This window comes from Moraxella sp. CTOTU49097 (assembly GCF_032064105.1).
Classification (GTDB): Bacteria; Pseudomonadota; Gammaproteobacteria; order Pseudomonadales; family Moraxellaceae; genus Faucicola; species Faucicola osloensis_B.
This window is the reverse complement of the sequence record NZ_DAMBOA010000003.1, coordinates 1-21,444: the sequence shown is the minus strand read 5'-3', so window position 1 is coordinate 21,444 and position 21,444 is coordinate 1. Positions and strand designations below refer to the sequence as shown.

9 protein-coding genes are annotated in these 21,444 nt (G+C 43.6%); 8 read left to right on the top strand and 1 reads right to left on the bottom strand.

The features are described 5' to 3' along the window. The first annotated feature begins 2 nt into the window (after positions 1-2). From RT064_RS02815 to RT064_RS02795, 5 genes are all read left to right on the top strand, one after another. Entirely contained in the window at positions 3-2,699 is a 2,697-nt protein-coding gene (locus RT064_RS02815; RefSeq protein WP_313061223.1) for a beta strand repeat-containing protein, read from the top strand. 85 nt (positions 2,700-2,784) lie between these two features. After that, positions 2,785-7,092, top strand: a complete 4,308-nt coding sequence (locus tag RT064_RS02810) for a beta strand repeat-containing protein (RefSeq protein ID WP_313061221.1) — start codon at positions 2,785-2,787, stop codon at positions 7,090-7,092. A 681-nt stretch (positions 7,093-7,773) separates the two neighbouring features. Further along, positions 7,774-8,250 carry a hypothetical protein gene (locus RT064_RS02805; protein ID WP_204155493.1) on the top strand — a complete coding sequence of 159 codons (477 nt, stop codon included), beginning with the start codon at positions 7,774-7,776 and terminating at the stop codon, positions 8,248-8,250. Positions 8,251-8,287: 37 nt separating this feature from the next. After that, the gene (locus tag RT064_RS02800; RefSeq protein ID WP_313061219.1) at positions 8,288-11,005 is read left to right on the top strand and encodes a beta strand repeat-containing protein; all 2,718 of its coding nucleotides are present in this window, start codon (positions 8,288-8,290) and stop codon (positions 11,003-11,005) included. 228 nt (positions 11,006-11,233) lie between these two features. After that, a complete protein-coding gene (locus tag RT064_RS02795; protein WP_313061218.1) occupies positions 11,234-15,919 on the top strand; it encodes an SdrD B-like domain-containing protein in 4,686 nt (1,561 codons plus the stop codon). A 164-nt stretch (positions 15,920-16,083) separates the two neighbouring features. Here RT064_RS02795 and RT064_RS02790 read toward each other — a convergent pair whose 3' ends face one another. Next, positions 16,084-16,770, bottom strand: coding sequence for a hypothetical protein (locus RT064_RS02790; protein WP_313061215.1), 687 nt, complete (start codon positions 16,768-16,770; stop codon positions 16,084-16,086). Positions 16,771-16,954: 184 nt separating this feature from the next. Between RT064_RS02790 and metH the strand changes: the two genes are divergently transcribed. The 3 genes from metH to RT064_RS02775 all read left to right on the top strand — a co-directional run bounded on the left by metH (position 16,955) and on the right by RT064_RS02775 (position 21,393). After that, positions 16,955-20,722 (top strand): methionine synthase, encoded by a 3,768-nt coding sequence (gene metH, locus RT064_RS02785; RefSeq protein ID WP_313061213.1) that lies wholly within the window; start codon positions 16,955-16,957, stop codon positions 20,720-20,722. A gap of 68 nt (positions 20,723-20,790) precedes the next feature. After that, positions 20,791-21,033: a hypothetical protein gene (locus RT064_RS02780; RefSeq protein ID WP_313061211.1), complete on the top strand. Its 243-nt coding sequence runs from the start codon at positions 20,791-20,793 to the stop codon at positions 21,031-21,033. A gap of 3 nt (positions 21,034-21,036) precedes the next feature. Beyond that, on the top strand, positions 21,037-21,393 hold the full coding sequence (locus RT064_RS02775) for a hypothetical protein (protein WP_313061209.1): 357 nt from the start codon (positions 21,037-21,039) through the stop codon (positions 21,391-21,393). Positions 21,394-21,444 lie beyond the last annotated feature (51 nt).

Genomic DNA, 21,444 nt, shown 5'->3' with positions numbered 1-21,444 from the left:
CTATGACTGATTTTCGTCACAAGCTTTCCTCTTTTGTCCAGCCAAGTGGGGGGGCTGCTTGCCGTAAATGGCTAAAACTGGCTGGTTTGACAGTGGCTATTTTGTGGACTCATCAAGCCAGCGCCGGCGTGCTGGCCGGCGATATTATTAGTAATATGGCAGTTGGGGAATATAAGGAAGAAGGCTCAAACGTTGTCCAAACCAGCCGCTCTAATCTGGTACAAACCACGATTTTACCTGTCTATGCGGCGACTTTAGTGGCGAGTCGTAGCCAAAATGCCCAGATCAGCCAAACCATTCAATTCCCCCATGTGCTCACCAATACTGGTAATATCACAGATACCTATAATTTATTAACCCAAAACCTCACTGATGATGGCTTTGACCTAAACAATATTAAAATCTATGCCGATGCCAACCAAGACGGCGTAGCTGATAATATCAATAATTTAAGCAGCATCACCCTGGCACCCGGTCAATCTACAGGCCTTATCGTTGAAGCCCAAGTTCCCTTAACAGGCACGACAGGCGTGGTAATAGGCAACAGTGCTAAATTAAGCTTAGTCGCTAACTCGGCCAACAATAATACCGTATCAATTAGTAATACTGACACCGTGACTTTGTCCAATAGCGCCATTGTTACAGTCACCAAATCGTTTTTTGCCCAAAATGGTACTACCTACGTGCGCTTTGATTACGCCAATCAAAGCGCAATGGATAGTGGTCAAGTGATACTCACAGATACGTTACCTGCAAGTCTGTCTTATCAGTCGGGCAAAGAAACTTGGCGCGGTACAGCGCTCAACCCCGCGTCTGGTAGTAATGACCCCAGCGGTATTGACTATTATCTTGATACAGATGGCCGCACAGTCAAGGCTACTTTAACCAGTATCCCTGCCAACGCTACAGGCAATATCCAATTTGCTGTCAATGTTGTACAGACCACGGCAGGTGCTATTTCCAATACTGTCAATGTCAGCTATGATCATGATAATAATACTAGCACCGCTAATATTTCTACTACTTCCAACACTGCTAGTTGGAACATTGCGCCTATTTATCGGGTGGTGCTCAATGCCAATGCCACCAATATCAATAACAGCGGCAGCGATGATCAGGTTACAGCCGCGAGTATCACCGCGGGTGATGAGGTAAGCTTTACCAACTATGTTTGGAATACAGGTAACACAGACGATCGCTTTAACCTGACTATCAATAGCGACAACTTCCCTACCCCGCATCAAGTCGAGTTCTACCGCGCCGATGGTGTGACACCGCTGCTTGATAGCAATGGTGATGGTATTCCTGATACAGGCAATTTGCCAGCAGGGGGAATGTTGCCTATTGTGGTTAAGGTTCGTTTGCCAACCACCAATGAGGGAGCCACCGGCACCGTTTATACAGTGGTGCCAAAAGCCCAGTCATTGGGGGATAGCACCCAGTCAGACACTGTTACTAATAACACCAGCATTGCTGCTACCAATATCTCAGTGGATCTTACCAATGGTCCAGAGACTAGCAACAACGGTACAGGCAATGGCGCAACGACCAACAATGGGAATGCTTGGAAAACACTAACGGGTGAGTCAAATGGTCAAGTGGTTTTCCTTCTAACCGTCAAACATACGGGCGCTGCTACTGCTTATCAGTTCGCTGCTGATGGCGACGGTAACTTTAGCAAGCTCGAGTTACCTACTGGCATCGCTAGTGTACGCTATTTTGAAAGCACAGCAGCTGACTGTAGCACACTGGGCAATGAAATTGGTCAGACTCGGCTACTTAAAAACGGTGAAAGCCAAGCTTATTGTGCGGTGGTCAAACTAAAAAATAACACGGCTACACTGACCAATGTACCTATCTATTTCAAAGTCAGTTCAGCAACTTATCAAGATGCCAATACGGCTGGCTTTGATACCTTAAAAAACGCGATTAATATCAATACGCTAAATGCAGTCGGTACGGTCAGTTTTGATCCAGATTTACGAGGACAAATCACCCCTGGGGGTACCATTGTCTACACCCATACGCTGTATAACTACACCAAAACCGCTTTAACAGGGAGTTATCAATTAGTAACTCAGCATGACCAACCCGGTTTTACTAGCACCTATTATCTCGATAGTAATGCCAATGGTCAGTTTGATAGCACAGACACTTTACTTGACCCAACCAATATTAGCGGTAGTTTATTTCCTGCAACGAGTCAGGTGCGTATATTTGCCAAGGTACAAAGCCCAGCCAATGCGCCAGTTGGCATGATTGACACCGCCAGCATACAGTTTAAAACCAGCACGGGCACCGTACTAGATACTGCCACTGACATTACACGCGTCACCACCACTCAACTACGTTTGTATAAATTTCAAGCCAAAGATGATGACTGCAATGGTCAAGCTGACAGTAGCTATACCACCAGTGGCTTAACCATCGGTCGAAACACGAATGGCACGGGGCAATGCGTGCTGTATCGGGTGACGGTCAAAAACGAAGGGGCAACGGCAATCGGACAATTTAATTTTCGCGATGCAACACCGGCAGCAACCGTCATGGAATTTGCGCCAACTTGTGCTAGCTGTACTAGTGGTAGTATCGTTGCTCCTGCCAAAGGGTCATCCGGTACGCTAAGTGGTCAGCTGTCCAGTGTTGCACCAAACAGCAGTTATAACTTTGAATTTGGGGTGCGTTATGTGGGTCAATGATAGGAATAAAATTATGATGAGCACTATAGAAAACAAATACCCTACTATCTTGCATAATATAATCACCTTAATGAGTTTAGTTTTTATGCTCATCTTAAGTGGCTTTGCGTATGCTGCACCGGCCAGTATTGAACTATTTGCAGGTGGGGGAAATACTAGCGCTATGGGTCCCACGTCTAACGCCCAGACTGTTACCTTTGAAGCCAATTTAAATAATCCTTCTGACAATATTGCTACTCCTTATTCACCAAATACCACAGCGACTTACCAAATTACTTCAGTTTATAGTAAATCAACCTATACAAGTGGCGGAACTAGAAATCAACCAAATTTTATATTCGGTGCTAAGCCAAGCACGGGCATTATAGATTCAACTGCTTATCTCGCTAGCGACAATATTTATAAAAACTTAGGTGCTATTGGAGGACCTCAAAATAGTAATTTTTCCGCCACATTAGCCAATGCCCCCTCAAGTTGTATCAATGGTCGGGCATGTTTAAGCACGAATGGCGGGATTGACACAAATGCGAATTATGGACTAAGTTTTTTTGCTGCTACAACTGGGTTATCAGCGCTATCAACTAGTGGACGTCATAAAGTCGGTACCATTACTATTAATTTTAATCGCCCTATTACTAATCCGGTATTACAGGTGGCAGGGCTTGGTGCTAAAGTAGGTAGTTTGGGTTTTAGCGCCGAATTTGATTTAGTTTCAAACACATCACTTAATAATTCAGTGATCATGTCTCGGCTATCTGGTAGTCAAGAGCTTAGCGTAACACAGACACAAATCACCAATAACGCCAGCATAATATCAGCAGCCACAGGCAGTGGTGGGGCAAGTGGTAGTGTATATTTACAAGGCAGACGTATTAGCTCACTAACTTTTGATGTTTACATAAGAGGTGATGGTCAAGGCACTACTTGGGACGCGAGTAACGCTGGTGACCAATTTCACTTTGCCGTGTCTAGCCTGGAAGCAGCTAACGACATTTCAATCACCAAAACTCAACGGCCTGATAATAGTGGAACATTTGACGGCACACAATTGAGTGTCACTCAAGGCAGTTTAGTTCAATATCGGCTTACACTTGCCAATGGCACAGCTAATCCCGTCAATAGTGCACAATATAGCGATATCGTTCCGAATGCAATTACTGGATTAAGTGTGGTAAGTACTACACCTTCAACTGGTGCATCCTGTACTCCAACCTTAAATGGTAATACGGTAAGTGGTACTTTTAGTGGACCAGCCGGTGCCACATGTAACATTATTTTACAGGGAACCGCTTCTACCGTTGGATTGGTTAGTAATACCGCTACTTTGCTCGAGAGTGCTACTGATTCCAATCTCAACAATAATAGCAGTACAGTTAATACCAACATTGTCACCCCACCCAGCCCAATGCCACAAGATGCGGCTATTAAAGAAGCACGTTTTGAAATTGTACCTGATTTACCAACTATTTATCGCGGTGGCACAGGGCAGCAACTGATTACTATTACCAACAAGGGGCCTGATGCGGCTACTGGAACGATTGCTACCGTCATTCCAGCCCCACAGTCAGGTGTTACTGTTACAAGTGTCAATGTGGTAGGTGGTAGTGCTTGTACATTGGCATCAGGGCAATGGACCTGTGATGTGGGTGGGGTCGCCAATAATTTAAACTTTCAGCTTAATGTTAGTTATAGCACAACATCCACTACCTCTCTTGGTACAGCACAGCAAGTGAGCATTAAGGTGAATAGCAATGAGTTTAACCCGGGTAGTGGCGCGGGTGAAACGCTTTATAAAGTATGGGGCAGTAATGAACAAAATGAAATCCGCCCTAACGGCGCATTTTGGGTAGGTAACCTTGGCAGTGGGGCAATACCAGCGGGCAGTTATTATGATGAACCATCCGTTGAGGATGCTAATAATATTTTAGGGGCTTGGCCTGCTGCGCAATCTAGCCCCACAGGTACTTATCTAACACAAAGTGTATCTGGGCCTAATAACAATGTCTATGGTACCAGTAGCAGCACGGCATCACCGATGATACAGCAATTAATTACTACTATGAGTACTTCTAAGTATCTTACAGTGAGTTTACCTGCCACTAGTGAGTTTGGAGATAACCGCCGCGCATGGGAGTTTAAAACAGGCATATTTTTGCCCAAAACTCAAAACGTGAGCGTGTGCGTTGGAAATTCCTCACTAGGTGTAGATGATGGTGCCTACATTATGGAAGGCAATCAGGTATTAATTAGCAAATCTAAGTACCAACCAAACGGTCTTTTAAGCACTTCTTTTAGTCTTTCGGCAGGTTATCATCAGTTAACTTACCGTATCATTAACCGCAATGGGACGTATTCTTCAGGCGAGCTAAACCCAGGCGGTTATGGTGCTATTGGTCTGTCAATAGATGGTAGCAGCTGTAATACGGTAAATTATGATAGCGCAACCACTGCAGCTATTCCTGCAAGTATCAATATCATTGATGCAGCAGCATTGGTCATCACCAAAACCAATTATACCGATTCGGTCAATGCAATCGGTCAAACCACTTATACTTTAACTGTGGAAAACCAAGGTCCAAGTAATGTGACAGGCGCTATACTAAAAGACCCAGTGGCTACTAATATGACTAAAGGTACGCCCGTTTGTAGCACCATTGATAACAACCAATGTACCGCAGCGACTACCCCAACTGTCAATCAACTCGAAGCTGGCTATGCTTTACCTGTGCTAGCTAGCGGGCAAAAATACATTCTTAGTGTACCAGTCACCTTAAATGCCCTTACTGCAAGCTCAGTGACCAACACCGCCAGTGTGAAGAGTCCAACGAATGTTAGCGCATTGGGTACTGCCTGTGTGAGTGATACATCGAGCAATATTACGCGTAGCTTTGATGCCGCATCACAAACATGTACTACATCAGATACGGACAAAATACAGCCACGGGTTCAAATCGCTAAAACCTCGATTGGCAATGTCGGTACATTTAACTTTAATGTGACTAACGCCTCAACAAGTTCTGATAGCGTGACAACAGCGACAGCAGGTACCGCTGTGACCAGTAACGTTATTCACCATGTAGAAACCATCAGTAATAGCCTGGTTATCAATGAGTTGAGCACCACGGGTTTTACACTTTCAAGTGCTAGTTGTACAGACAATAATGCCAGTATCTCTGGTAATACTACCAATCCCATTGGTAGTCTTTCTAATTCAACTTTGACCATTGACCCTACTTATTTAAAACCTGGGGCAAATTTTGTTTGTAGTTTTACCAATTCGCTTAAACAAATTACCGTTAGCGGTCGTGTATTTGAAGACAATAGTGGTACCACAGCTGTCAATAATAATGCCTACAATGGTGTACAAGATGCCGGTGAAACGGGCATAGCGGGTAGTAAAGTTCAATTAAAGAATAGCGCAGGTATACTTATTGCCGAAGTTTTAACCAATGCCACGGGTGATTATACGTTTAATGTAGCCCCAGAAAACTTGACGAGTACTTTTACTATTGTAGCCACAAATGCCGCAGGCTATACCTCAGTCAGTGGCACTTCGGGCTCAGGGGGTAGTTATAATTTATCAACTGACACCATCACGCTAACTAAAACCAGCAATAATTTTAATTACCCAAATAACAATTTTGGCGATGCTAAGTTGGCATTGGTGATTACACCGAATAACCAACAAACCACAATCGCTGGCGGCGTGGTTGATTATCCCCATAAAATTAGTAGTCTTGCGGTCATTACTATGAATTCGTTTAATAGCATCGCCGCCCAGCAGCCTGCCAATAGTGCTGACCAACCCTGGCAATCTGTTATATATCTAGACAGTAACTGCAATGGCAAAGTCGACGTGGGTGAAACCGCATTAACAGGTACCAGCACCCTGAACCCGGTTCAGTCGATTTGTGTGGTTCACCGTGTCAACGTACCCATTAATGCCAGCGCTGGTGCACAACAGGTGGTAAGCTTGCAAGCTAATGGCACTGCAACCTCAGGTAATACACCTGTAACTAGCAACACTGTGACAGATACTACGCTGGTAGGTAGTGCAGGCTTAGATATGAAAAAAGGCGTGCGCGTTGTGTCAAGCTGTCCATCAACTGTTAACGATACCAATGCATTTGTCACTGCCAACCAAGCCCGCAATGGTAACTTTTTGGAGTATGAAATTACTTATCGCAATAACAGCACTAAAAATTTGGTTGATGTCATGGTGAAAGATAGCGTACCAACGGGTATGGTATTTAAAAGTCAAACTTGTAACACTACGCCAACAGGAATAACCTGTACCCCTACGCAATCAGGGAATTCACTCAAATGGTCAATGGCTGGTAAGTTACCACCTGCGACCAGTGGTACTGTTAGGTATTGTGTAGCAATACCTTAAAAATGGGTTTTAAGGCTTATGAAATTTTTAAGCCACTGGCTAGGGTTATCAAGTATTATTAATGAAACCACGAAGGGCGTCTTTGGATAGACGCCTTTCAACCTTTACTACTTATGAGTAATATGCACTTAATCACAAATTTTAGGCAAAAATAGTAAAGCTGGTGCTATGCTCTATGATTCAATAACCAATATTACATACAGTTTCTTTAGATTTTTACATTTGTTTTTTAAAAAAAATAGAACAATAATATAAATATTGATTTTTAAAAATCTTTTATGAAAAGAATTAAAGTCTTGTATTTTTTATGGATGATATTTGGTTGTTGCTTATTACCATTCATACGAACAGACGGTGTTTCATGACTGCAAAGTAGTCAAAAACTAGGCTTATTTAAATAACAATTTACCGCTTATTCGATAGAATAATCATTTAGTCATTTTGTTTAATGTTAGTTCTTGTAACTGTGGATTTAGCATTAGACATCATTTATGATACTAGCATATGAATAGGTCAACATTATTTTTGTTAGGTAATAACTGGGCAAGCTAAGTCTGAAATGACCGCAATTTATAATTACTGCCCATAGCTCTCTTCCATTATCTAATAAATACGATATCGATATACTCAATATCAGTACATTTTTGATGACTTGTATTATCGAAAAAAGGAGTTAGTCTAGTGCGTGCATTTAATATATTATTAATTACAGCAGCAATCGTTGGCATTACAGGGGTATCAGTCGCAGTTACACCCCAAAAAGAGCCTGTTAGTGTGGCGCTTACTGCCAATAAACTTACCCAGAATGCTCAAGGGATAACCGTGGCACAGCCAGTCACTAAGGTAAAACCCAATGACGTTATCGAATATCGCGCGGTCTATACCAATAATACAGGTAAAGCCATAAAAAACTTAACGGCTACCTTACCTATACCGCCAGCTACTCAATTCTTAGCCAAATCTACCCCAAGCGCAACGTTAGCTAGTACCGACGGCGTGAACTTTGCTGCTATGCCACTAAAACGCAAGGTAGGCAACCAAATCGTTAATGTACCTTTACAAGACTATCGTGCATTGCGATGGACAATTGCTGAAGTACCTGCTGGTAAATCAGTGAGCGTTTCAGCACAAACTCGTGTTAATAGTGTCACCCCTTAAGCAACATAAACATCCATCATTTTAGAGGTCTATATTAATGCAAAAATTTTTACCGCGTCTTAATCAATTAGCTGCTTCGATTGCGTTAGCAGCAGGTGGCGTTGCGTTGATGCCAACTGCACAAGCAGCTGCACCAACTGCAGGTTCTAACATTAGCAACATCGCGACTGCAAGCTATACTGATGGTAATGGCGCTAGCAAAACCGTTACTTCAAATGAAGTCAAAACCATAGTATTACAAGTATCTAGCTTCACGCTAGTGGCTGACCGTAATGCCACTATCAATCCAAATGGCACAGCGACGTTATCACATACATTGACCAATACTGGTAATGGTACAGATACCTTTACTTTAAGTGTGTCACAACTGACCAACGACGACTTTGATTTAAACAATGTCCATATTTATTTGGACAGCAATCAAGATGGCGTACCTGACAACAATACTGACATCACTACAGTAACCTTAACTGCGAATCAATCAGTGGGTATCATTGTGGTTTCAACGGTGCCTGTGACCCAAACTGATGGTCAAAAAGCCCAGTATACCTTAAACGCTACTGCGGGTTTTGATACAACGGTCAAAGGCGCTAACACCGATACTGTAACTGTGAGTGCCGGCGCTTCAATGCAGATTCAAAAGAGCGCGAGTGTGGCTAGTGTCGCGCCAAACGGTGATATCACCTATACACTGACTTATAAAAATACCGGTAATGGCGCTGCGCCATTTGTTACCATTCAAGATACTTTACCAAATACAGTCACCTATAATGCGGGTTCTGGTAAATGGAGTGGTTCATCAACTGCTTTGACTGACGCTACTGGTGGTGACCCTACGGGTATTGATTACCGCTATGATAGTGCTAGCAAGACCGTCTATGTGTCTTTAACTAATGTACCAGCTAACTCAACGGGTACGGTAAAATTCACTGTTAAAGCAAATGCTGGCAACAATAGCACCGTTAACAACACTGCATCAATATTCATTGATGATAATAATGACCCAACCAATACCCCAACAGGCACCACCCCAACCCAGTCTAACCAAACGACTGTAACGCCAACGCTTACCTATACAGGTACCATTAATGACTCAGCAACAGATGCGTATGCTGATGCGGATAAAGGTACTACGCCGACAACTGATGACACCATCAATTCGAGCACGACGCAAGGTAAACCGGTAGTGTTTGGTGATAATAGTGGCTCTAGCGATACAGGTCCTGATCTAATCGTTGTCCATAACACAGGTACCGCTACAGAAACTTTTAATGTGTCGATTAATAAGTCAGCATTACCAAGCGGTAGCATTGTTCAACTATTCAAGTCTGATGGTGTAACGCCACTGACCGATACTAATGGCGACGGTGTTGTTGATACGGGTCCAATAGCAGCCGGTGGAACCTATAACGTTATCGCTAAAGTAACATTACCAAGCACTTATTCAGAAACCGATACCAATATTACTAATGTAGCAACATTAACATTAACACCTGTTTCTAACCCATCACCATCAGCAACTGATACTATCAGGCTTGTCATTACTGATGTTGTTAAGGCGACTGTTGACCTGACCAACGGCGACAACAATGACACAACCACGGGCGGCCCAACAGCAGGTTCATCAGGTCAAGATACCGGTGTACCGGTGGATACTAAAACCACCGCGCCAGGTACTGCGGTTACTTTCCCATTGAGTGTTACCAATAATTCGACAACACCGGACAATTTCAATCTAAGCAGTACTGGATTACCAAGTGGTTGGACTGTTCAGTATTATGTTGATGCCAATAAAGATGGTGTACCAGAAGGTGCGGCAATTACTAATACCGGTAATATTCCTGCAGGTTCAACGGTTAATTTGATTGCGGTAGTGACACCGTCTGCCAATCAAGCACCGATTACTCAAAATGTGGTATTTACGGTTAGCTCGCCAGCAACGGGTCTGACTGATAGCATGACTGACCAAGTTGTGGTATCAACAAAACGTTCACTGTCTTTGACTGCAGATAACGTGGGTCAAGTAGCGCCAGGCGGCACTGTAACCTACATTCATACCTTAACCAATAATGGTACTATCACTGAGGGTACTACAGCAGGATCTCTGCCATATACGCTGACCAATACCCAATCTGGTTGGACTACAACCTTATATGTAGATCTCAACAACAATGGTCTTGCCGATAACAATGAGCTGGTTACTGGTAATGATTTGGGTGCATTGATTGCTACTTATAATCCTGATAATGACAATATATCAGGCTTAGAAGCTGGTCAATCAATCAAGCTATTTATCAAGGTCGAGGCACCGGCCAATGCGACTGCAGGGGTGCAAAACAGTAATGTACTAACTGTAAGCCCAACAACTGTTTCTGGCACTACTACTTCGCCTGTGTCTAACACTGATTTGACAACTGTGAATGATGGTCAAATTCGTTTAGTCAAGGAACAAGCACTTGACGCTGCTTGTGATGGCATTGCTGATACCAGCTTTACGCAAAACAATTTATCGGCCAAGCCAGGTACCTGTGTGATTTATCGCATTACTGCAACGAATGAAGGCAATGTACCTGTAACAACTGTGAAAATTAACGATAACGTACCAACCTATACGACGTTAGTATCAGGCTCTGCAAGCAATAACAATACCTCTGGTACTGTAACTGTTAACGGTGTTGCGATTACCAATAGCGTTGCCACGCTTAGTGGTAACACAAGTGCGCAATTACAGTTTACTGTAAAAATTGACGAGTAATCAGTTCCTTATCTTGTTTTCATCGGCATATAGTCACTAGTGGCTATATGCCTATCCACTGTCTCATTTGTTTTAACTTCTTAATTTTTTCTATTTTATTCGTTTTATATAATTTTATATAGGTGAATGTCTGTGGTGCAAATTGTAAGAAAAAATGGTTGCGCTAAAGCAACATTTTTGCTCTCAACATTGACTGCTTCAATATTGGCAAGTCACTATAGCTATGCTATGGCACCAGAAGTAGATACCAAAATCAATAATACAGCTTCTGCAACTTATAATAATTTTGACCATAATCCCCAATCTACATCGTCTAATACTGTTGATATTAATATTGCTGCGTTATATGCCGTTAACTTAACCTCTGCCCCACTTGAAACTGTGGAAATAGGCAAACAGGTGGTGTGGTCAAATGAGTTAACCAATAACAGTAATGCACCCGTACATATTAAGATAAACCCCTCAGAAATAAATGGTTTAAACAACGTCAAGGTTTATCTTGATACCAATCAAAATGGCGAATTTGATAATAACGATCAAATTATTGACCAAACTATTTTATTGCAGCCTGGACAAAAGGTAGGAATCTGGGTAGTTGCTACAACAGCCTTAGATTTAACAGATAACCAGCAACTAAACTTACCTATTAGTGCATATATTATTGAATCACCTGATTCATCTATTAACGCTCAAGCGACCAATCTCGTTCGAGTGGTTATTCCTAAAAAAAGTGTGTTATTTGTCAAAAAATCAGCCAGTGTCAGTAGTGCAGAAATTGGCGATTTTGCAGATTATACGATTACCGTAGCCAATCGTAGCAATAATAATGCTGATAATGTATCGATGACAGATACACTACCTCGTGGATTTATCTACACAGTTGGTAGTATGCGTGTTAACGGTATCAAAGTGGCAGACCCAGCTGGCGGTAAAGGACCTTACCTCAAGCTCGGTGTGGGTAGCTTAAAGCCTAATACTGAAATTAAAGTCCATTATCGAGTACAGATTGGACCCAATGCCTTAAATGGCGATGGTATCAACCGTGTACAGGCAAAAGATGAAGGGGGGCAAACATCCAATGAGGCATCAGCCAAAATTGACGTACGTCCCGGTGCATTAATTCAAGACGGTTTCATCATTGGTAAAGTGTTCGTCGACTGCAACAAAAACGGTGTCCAAGATAATGGTGAGCAAGGTGTACCAGGTGTACGCTTATATTTGGAAGACGGCAGTTTTATCGTCACCGATCGTGAAGGTAAATATGATTTTTATGGCATTAGTGCCAAGACACATGTATTAAAACTTGACCGCACTACCCTTCCCGCTCAAAGCAAACTGCGCCTTATCAGTAATCGTCAAGCCGGTGATGCAGGCAGCCGCTTTGTAGACTTACGCCGTGGCGAACTGCATCGCGCAGATTTTGCCATCGTCGATACAGATGACAATAACAGCGAATCCTGCAACCAATCTCTACTTGAGCAAGTTGCTGAACGCAAGAAAAAAATCGAACAAGATAACATTAGTCTTGAGCAAGTAATCCGTGCTGACTTAACAACTGATCCGCTCAACTACGCTGTTAGTGATGTGCGTGGACAACCAGCCAGTGGCTGTATTACTGCTGAAGGCGTTAGCAGTAATTGTAATGTTGAACTTACTAAAACAGCACAAAATCAGTTAAGCCGTATTAGCATTGAACCCGTTGCTGCAATTAAAACCTTGAACCTTGAACAAACGCTAGAAGAAGCCACCAATAACTCGCTGCAAATTTTAAATTTAACTGATGGTCAAATTCTACCAATCAACCAAGCCACCATTCAAATCAAGGGGATGGCAGGTGCTCAGTTGCAGTTATGGGTCAATGGTCAGCAAGTCCCAGAGAGTCGTATTGGTAAAAAAGCCGTATTGGCCGACTCTCAAGTTGCAGGTTTTGACTATATTGGCGTGCCGTTAGCGATTGGTAAAAATCAAATTGAAGTGCGTCAGCTTGATATGATGGGTAATATCCGCGCTACCCGTGCCATCACTGTCATTGCGCCCGATAATTTGAGTAAAATCAGTATTGATTCCCCCAAACAGGATGTAGCTGCCAATGGTAGCGATGTCTATCAAGCGGTGGTTAAGGTGGTTGATCAGTTTGGCACACCCGTCTCTAGCCGTACCCCGGTCACCCTTAATAGCACTATTGGCACTATTCAAATTAAAGATGTCAACCCTGACCAAACGGGCATTCAAACCTTTATTGAAGGCGGTAGCTTGTTGGTACCGATTCAAAGCCCAAGTCAACCGGGTGAAGGGGTGTTAGAGGTTGAAAGCGGCAGTTATCACGCCAGTCAGCGCGTACAATTTTTACCTGACCTACGTCCTTTACTCGTTGCCGGTATTGTCGAAGGTCGCATTAATTTTAAAACCTTTGATCCAAAAAACTTAAGCCAAGTTGATAGCCGTGATGGGTTTGAAGAAGAGTTATATGAAATTGCAGATGCTGATGATCATAAGCAAAGTGCCCATGGACGCGTGGCCTTGTTTTTAAAAGGCAAGGTCAAGGGGGAGTATCTATTAACCTTAAGCTATGACTCAGATAAAAGCAAAGGCCAACGACTATTCCGTGATATCCGGCCAGATGAATACTACCCAGTATATGGGGATGCAGCGGCTAAAGGTTTTGATGCGCAATCTACCAGTAAACTTTATGTACGCGTAGATAAAGGTCGTTCGTATGCCCTATACGGCGATTACGCCACACGCATTGAGCACGATGAAGGTATCTCACTGGGTCAATACAATCGCTCGCTAACAGGACTCAGTGTCAATGTTGAAAATGACCAAAATAAAGTCACAGCATTTGCCGCCAAGACCACGGCAACGCAAGTAACAAATGAACAGCGGGGCTTGGGAATCACAGGACCGTATAGCTTAGGAAAAGTCGATACCGTTAGCGTGCTGCGTAATAGTGAAAAGGTTGAAGTTATCATCCGTGATCGTAATAACCCAGGGTTGATTATCTCGCGGACACTACTTTCCCGTTTTAGTGACTATGAGGTTGACACTGACAGTAACAGTATCTTCTTAAAAACTGCAATCCCAAGTGTCGATATTGACCTTAATCCTGTGTATCTGCGTGTGACTACAGAGACCGATCAGGGCGGTGAAGAATACACAGTAGCGGGCATTGCCGGCAGTCATAAACTCAATGACAAAGTTAAAGTGGGCGGTACCTACGTCAATAGCAATGACCCATTAAATAAGACAGCACTGGCTAGCGCCAATATCGTGGTCAAACTATCGCCCACCTCAAAATTTGTCGCTGAAGCCGCGCATAGCGATCGCACTATCAACCCAGAAGATGATACCACCGCCAGTGCATCGGGTGAAACCTCTGGCGCTGCATATCGCTTAGAGCTTGAGCATAGCATCAACAATACCCAATTGCGTGCCTACCACCAGCAAGCAGATACAGGGTTTTATAACACCGATGCAGTGATTACCGCGGGTCGCAAAGAAAGTGGATTAAAACTGCAAAGTCGCGTTGATAAGCTAGGCTTTATTAAGGCTGAAGCGATCCGCACTGAGGATACCAACAATGGTGGCGTGCGTGATGGTGTATCAGCAAGTATTGAACGCGCACTGAACCGTATCATAGCACTCGAGCTGGGAATGCGCTATTACCGTGAAACCGACCAACCAGCCAGTGTAACCAGTGCTTCAGCCACACCTTATAGTGGCACCACTGCTCGCGCTAAAGTTACCGCCCAGTTACCTAAAGGATCCAATGCCTTTGTAGAATATGAGCAAGATATCAAAGAGAGCGACCGCAAAGTTTTGGCATTGGGTGGTAACTACCAACTTAATGATAAAGCAAGACTTTACGCACGACATGAGCTTATCTCAAGTTTAGGCGGCAATTATGAGCTTAATGACACCCAGCAGCGTAATAGTACGGTAGTGGGTATCGATAGCAAGTATGGCAAAGATGCAAGCGTCTTTAGTGAATATCGGGTACGTGATGGTATTTCTGCGCGTGAAGCTGAAGCGGCATTGGGTTTACGCAATCGTTGGGAAATCAACAAAGGGGTTTTCGTTAATACCAGCTTAGAAAAAGTGCAGGTCTTAGAAGGTGAGGACAATACCTCACAAGATGCTACGGCTGTTTCTTTAGGTGTTGAGTATCTTGCCAACCCAAACTGGAAGGCGACTGCACGCTTAGAAAAACGATGGGCAACACAGTCAGATAATACCCTTAGCGCGCTTGGCTTTGCCTACAAGGTTAATGATGATGTGACTTTGCTCACCAAAAATATATTTAGCCAGGTTAGTAGCAACACCAAAGACACCGGTGATCGTACTTTAGATCGTTTTCAACTTGGTGCTGCCTACCGTGATGCCGATCAAAATCGCTTTGATGCGTTAGGCAAGTTTGAGTATCGGTATGAAAACGATGAAACTGAACTGGACAGCCCTGTCAAACGTGAGGCTTATATCGTCTCGACAGTGGCCAACTATCACCCTGATCAAGACTGGCATTTTTCTGGTCAATATGCCATCAAAAAACTCAATGTCGATTTTAACGAGCTTGAATCTAGCGGCATTGTTCAGTTATTAAGTGGTAGAGCCAGTTATGATATAAACCATCGTTGGGATGCCAGTGTGAGTGCAGGCGTATTATGGGGTGATAATAGTGATGGTAAACGCTGGCTATTAGGCGGTGAAGTGGGTTACCTATTAGCGCAAAACCTGTGGTTATCAGCTGGCTATAATTTCTCTGGCTATTCAGACAAAGACTTGGTTGATAGCGACACCACTACTCAAGGGCCTTATTTACGCCTACGCTTTAAGTTTGATGAAAATTTATTTAATAAAAAACGTCCAATCGCCAATCAGCTTGATGCGACTGACGAACAAATTGCCATCAAATAATTGTTAAGGTAAAAAGCGCCCAACACAAAGCGGATAACGATGATACGTTGTCCGTTTTACATTTGGCCTAGCGTTGGTTTTTGTATTTTTAGGACTAGTTCACTTATTGATAATTGATTATGGATTACTGCATCTACCAGTATCAATGAGTGTTTGACTGGTGGCTAGCCCACGCTTGATTTATGCGTTATTAATCTATTTATTTTGTTTAATAAATACATTATAACAGCGGGTAATACAAACAGAATCAATAACCATTGATCACTTTTGCGACGCCTGGCCGCGATGGCTTGAACGCCTTTATCATAATCAGCAATGCTATAAAGCGCTTGGTCGGCCACCCTCATCTCATAGACGATAAACCCATACGGGTAGTCCTCAGCATAGTAAATGCTGGCCGTATGTCCAGCCAACGGGTAGGCTTTTGGGCAACTTGAATGATAACCGTCGGTTTCCAAACAGCGAAAGCGCTTGCCATTTAACACCAAAAACTCATCACGGCTGCTGCCCGATTTGCCTTGGGCAAATACCAATTCGGTGGGTTGTTTGGGCAGTGTAGCGGTGATGGTTTGCCAGTCTTTTTGTTCAAGTGGCGTGTCAGTGATGGAGAAAAAATGGGCAATAGCGATGGCCATCAAGGCAATAACGGCATGGCTGGTGAAAAACAACCTTAAGCTTGGCAGGTCTTCGGGCGATTTTGCAGCATAGCCAACCACCATAGAAAATGTGATTACGGCAATGATACCAACGGCCAATAAGTAATTGGACGCAAAATAAAAAGCGATGATGACGGCTGCGACATTATAAAACTTGGCAATCGTGACCAGTATTGGGTATAAGTTATTGGCCATATTACTAACTAAATTTCGGTTTGCTTTATCCTTCCACAATAGGCCGTCCGGCTCAAGTTAAATTTTTTGTAAACTTTCACTTGAGCCGCTTATTCCACAAATCTAACGATTGAGCGGCGACAAAATGTTATAATCGACTTATTAACAGATACCTATGACAATTTGAATCAGGACAAGCCTTTCGATGAGTATTAGCACCAGTAACGCACCTACCAGTCACAAACCCCACGACCCAGCCAATTTTCAACTCACACCCCCTACCAGCTTTCCGTATCAAGACCGTCAAGCCACGAATAAAGCGCGTTTAGCTGACCTGTTAAAACAGCGGATTTTGTTCCTTGACGGGGCGATGGGTACTGAAATCCAAAACTATAAACTCATCGAGGCAGACTACCGTGGTGAGCGATTTGCCAATTTTGGACGTGACGTCAAAGGCAACAATGACTTACTGGTACTCACCCAGCCGCATATTATCCGTGATATTCACCGCTCGTATCTTGAGGCAGGCGCAGATATCATTGAAACCAACAGTTTTAATGGCACGCAAATTTCGATGGCGGACTACGGCATGGAAAATCTCGTTTATGAGATTAACAAATCCGCCGCCGCCCTCGCCCGTCAAGTGTGTGATGAGGTCACTGCGACAAACCCAGACAAACCTCGGTTTGTGGCAGGCGTGATTGGTCCCACCTCTCGCACTTGCTCGATTTCACCCGATGTCAATGACCCCGCCTTTCGTAACGTCACCTTTGATGAACTTGTTGATAACTACACTGAGGCGACTTATGCTTTGATTGAAGGCGGTGCCGATATCATCTTGATAGAAACCGTGTTCGATACCCTAAACGCCAAAGCAGCGATTTTTGCGGTGACGGGCGTGTTTGAGACCATTGGGTTTGAATTGCCGATTATGATTTCGGGCACCATTACCGATGCGTCGGGACGTACGCTGTCGGGACAAACTGCCGAGGCGTTTTATAACTCAATCCGCCACGCCAAGCCGATTTCGATTGGGTTTAACTGTGCGCTGGGCGCAGATGCGTTAAAACCACATATCAAAACCTTGTCGGATGTGTGCGAAACTTTCGTGTCCGCTCACCCCAATGCAGGCTTGCCCAACGAGTTTGGCGAATATGACGAAACGCCTGAACAAACTGCCACCATGGTTGCCGACTATGCCAAGTCTGGCTTGGTCAATATCGTGGGCGGCTGCTGTGGTACTACCCCCAAACATATCGCCAAAATTGTCGAGATGACGTCACCTTTTGCCCCGCGCCAGCTGCCAGACTACAAGCCAGCTTGCCGATTGTCGGGACTCGAAGCATTCAACATCACCCGTGACAGCCTGTTTGTCAATGTCGGTGAACGTACCAATGTCACAGGTTCAAAGAAATTTTTGCGTCTCATCAAAAACGAACAATACACCGAAGCGCTGGACGTGGCTCGTGACCAAGTCGAAGGCGGCGCCCAAATCGTTGATATCAACATGGATGAAGCCATGCTAGATAGTAAGGCGGCGATGATTCACTTTGTCAATTTGGTTGCCAGTGAGCCAGATATCAGCCGTGTACCGCTGATGATTGATTCGTCAAAATGGGACATCATCGAAGCGGGTCTTAAATGCACACAAGGCAAATCTGTGGTCAATTCGATCTCGTTAAAAGAAGGCAAGACAGAGTTTGTGCAAAAAGCCAAGCTATGTCAGCGTTATGGGGCGGCAATTATCGTCATGGCGTTTGATGAACATGGACAGGCGGACAGCTTTGAGCGTAAAATCGAAATCTGCAAACGCTCCTACGATATTTTGGTTGATGAAGTCGGTTTTCCGAGTGAAGACATCATCTTTGACCCCAATATTTTTGCCGTCGCCACGGGGATTGAAGAGCATAACAACTACGGCTTAGACTTTATCAACGCCACCCGATGGATTACCGATAATTTGCCCAACGCCATGGTCTCAGGCGGTGTGTCCAATGTGTCGTTCTCATTTCGTGGCAATCCCATTCGTGAAGCCATTCACGCCGTGTTCTTGTACCATGCTATCAAAAACGGCATGACCATGGGGATTGTCAACCCAGCCATGCTAGAGCTGTATGACGATATCGAGCCAGACGCTAGAAATGCCATTGAAGATGTGATTTTGAACCGCAACCAAGGCGAGTCAGGTCAAGATGCCACCGACCACTTGATGCAAGTGGCAGAAAACTATTTAAGCGGTAAGAAAAAAGATAGCACCGTCGATTTGTCATGGCGTGAATTGCCCGTCGAAAAACGCATTGAACACGCGCTTGTCAAAGGGGTAACCACCTATATCAATGAAGACACTGAAGAAGCACGGCTAAAATTCCCGCGTCCCTTAGACGTCATCGAAGGACCTTTGATGGACGGTATGAATGTGGTCGGTGACTTGTTTGGGGCAGGCAAAATGTTCCTACCGCAAGTGGTAAAATCCGCCCGTGTGATGAAGCAAGCGGTGGCATGGCTTAATCCGTATATCGAAAAAGAAAAAATTGCAGGCGAAACCAAAGGCAAAGTACTCATGGCAACGGTGAAAGGCGATGTGCATGACATCGGCAAAAACATCGTCGGCGTGGTGCTCGGCTGTAATGGCTATGACATCATCGACTTAGGCGTGATGGTGCCTTGTGAAAAAATCCTACAAGTCGCCAAAGATGAAAACGTCGATATCATCGGCTTGTCAGGCTTGATTACCCCAAGCCTTGATGAAATGGTGTATGTTGCCAAACAAATGCAGGAGCAAGGCTTTAATCTGCCCCTACTGATTGGCGGTGCGACGACGTCAAAAGCCCATACCGCGGTAAAAATCGAGCCCAACTATCAAAACGATGCGGTTGTCTATGTTGCCGATGCCAGCCGCGCAGTGGGCGTAGCGACGACCTTACTATCCAAAGAAAAACGCGTCGATTTTATCAACGAGCTGCGTCAAGAGTATGGCGAAGTCCGTGAACGTCTTGCCAATCGCCAACCCAAAGCGGCGAAGCTGTCATATGCCGAATCGATTGAACACGGTTTCCAATACGACTGGGCAAACTACACGCCGCCTAAGCCCAACCAATTAGGACAAGTAATTTTGGACGATTATCCGTTACAAAATTTATTGCCCTATATCGACTGGACACCTTTCTTTATCTCTTGGGGATTGGTCGGCAAATATCCCAAAATCTTTGACGATAACATCGTCGGGGAGGAAGCCAAAGACTTATTTGCCAATGCCCAAGCCATGATTGACAAATTAATCAAGGAAAAATTGGTCACAGCTAAAGCGGTGTTTAGACTAAGCCCTGCCCAACGCCCAAGCTCAGACACGCTGCAGGTACTTGATGAGCAAGGCAATGTCACGCATACCTTTGAGCACCTGCGCCAGCAATCTGATAAAGCCAGTGGTAAACCTAATTACAGCCTAGCGGATTTTATCAGTCCTGAAAAAACCGATTATCTCGGTGGTTTTACGGTGTCATTGTTTGGCGCAGAAGCACTTGCCAATGACTATAAAGCCAAAGGCGATGATTATAGTGCCATCATGATACAGGCGCTTTGCGACCGCTTTGCTGAGGCATTTGCTGAGCATTTGCATGAGTTGATTCGTAAACAGTATTGGGGCTATCAAGCCGCCGAGCAATTGACAAATGATGAACTCATCAAAGAAAAATATGTCGGTATTCGCCCTGCGCCTGGGTATCCTGCCTGCCCTGACCACACCGAAAAAGGCAAGCTGTTTGACTGGCTTGATACCACCAACGCCATTGGCACCTTTTTGACAGAAAGCTATGCCATGTACCCTGCCTCTAGCGTGAGTGGATTTTATTATAGTCACCCAGAGAGTGATTATTTTAATGTGGGGAAAATTAGTCAAGACCAGCTTGAAGATTATGCTAGTCGTAAGGGTTGGGATAAAGCTACCGCAGAAAAGTGGCTAAATCCGAATTTATAGCTTTTTAATTAATGAATGATTATGTAAAATATTACTATAGCCAAATCTTCATAAATATGAGGTATAGCATGACAAGTAAAATTATTAAATCTGAGAAAATTTACGAAAAGCTTGTGCCTATTTCTATAGCTGAAGCTATGGGAGCTGAAATTCTAGATGATAGCACTATGTTGCTAGAGTTCGGATTTGTTAAACAGCTGTCTGAAGGTAAGCCAAGTAATATAATCATTGATGTAAGAAAAAAAATATCTGCCGAAATGACTAGTGACCTATATAAAAAACTTAAGAAGCATTTTGAAAAATCTGAGTAACCTATGGCTAATGAGATTAAACTTTATTCTTCAAAAGTAAAACGAAGTCCCAAATCAATACCAAATAATATTGAAACCTACAATGTTTCGTTAGCTTCTAATAGAGATTTATATCAAACAAACTCTTTTGAGTCTGCCGAAAAAGAATTATGGAATGTAATTGAAAATTGGGTAAAGTCAGAAAATAATAAAAGAGATATAAGAGCTTTAAATGATCTATTGCTTGTAACAAATGAAAAGCTGAGTGGTTATATTATCAAAGAATTAATATCTCAGGAAAATAATTTTAAAATAGCTTCTTTTATTAATTTAGTTAGGTATTATCCTATTCTTATCAAATATATTTCCAAGGATAACTAGGTTGTGTTGAACATTTAATATACAAAAGAACATAATGAGGGAATTTTGATA

What these genes read in the sequence shown, in the direction of transcription:
- RT064_RS02800 (WP_313061219.1), top strand. Translation starts at nt 8,288, where the DNA reads ATGCAAAAATTTTTACCGCGTCTTAATCAATTAGCTGCTTCGATTGCG.
- RT064_RS02790 (WP_313061215.1), bottom strand. Translation starts at nt 16,770, where the DNA reads ATGGCCAATAACTTATACCCAATACTGGTCACGATTGCCAAGTTTTAT.
- RT064_RS02810 (WP_313061221.1), top strand. Translation starts at nt 2,785, where the DNA reads ATGCTCATCTTAAGTGGCTTTGCGTATGCTGCACCGGCCAGTATTGAA.
- RT064_RS02795 (WP_313061218.1), top strand. Translation starts at nt 11,234, where the DNA reads ATGGCACCAGAAGTAGATACCAAAATCAATAATACAGCTTCTGCAACT.
- RT064_RS02780 (WP_313061211.1), top strand. Translation starts at nt 20,791, where the DNA reads ATGACAAGTAAAATTATTAAATCTGAGAAAATTTACGAAAAGCTTGTG.
- RT064_RS02815 (WP_313061223.1), top strand. Translation starts at nt 3, where the DNA reads ATGACTGATTTTCGTCACAAGCTTTCCTCTTTTGTCCAGCCAAGTGGG.
- metH (WP_313061213.1), top strand. Translation starts at nt 16,955, where the DNA reads ATGAGTATTAGCACCAGTAACGCACCTACCAGTCACAAACCCCACGAC.
- RT064_RS02775 (WP_313061209.1), top strand. Translation starts at nt 21,037, where the DNA reads ATGGCTAATGAGATTAAACTTTATTCTTCAAAAGTAAAACGAAGTCCC.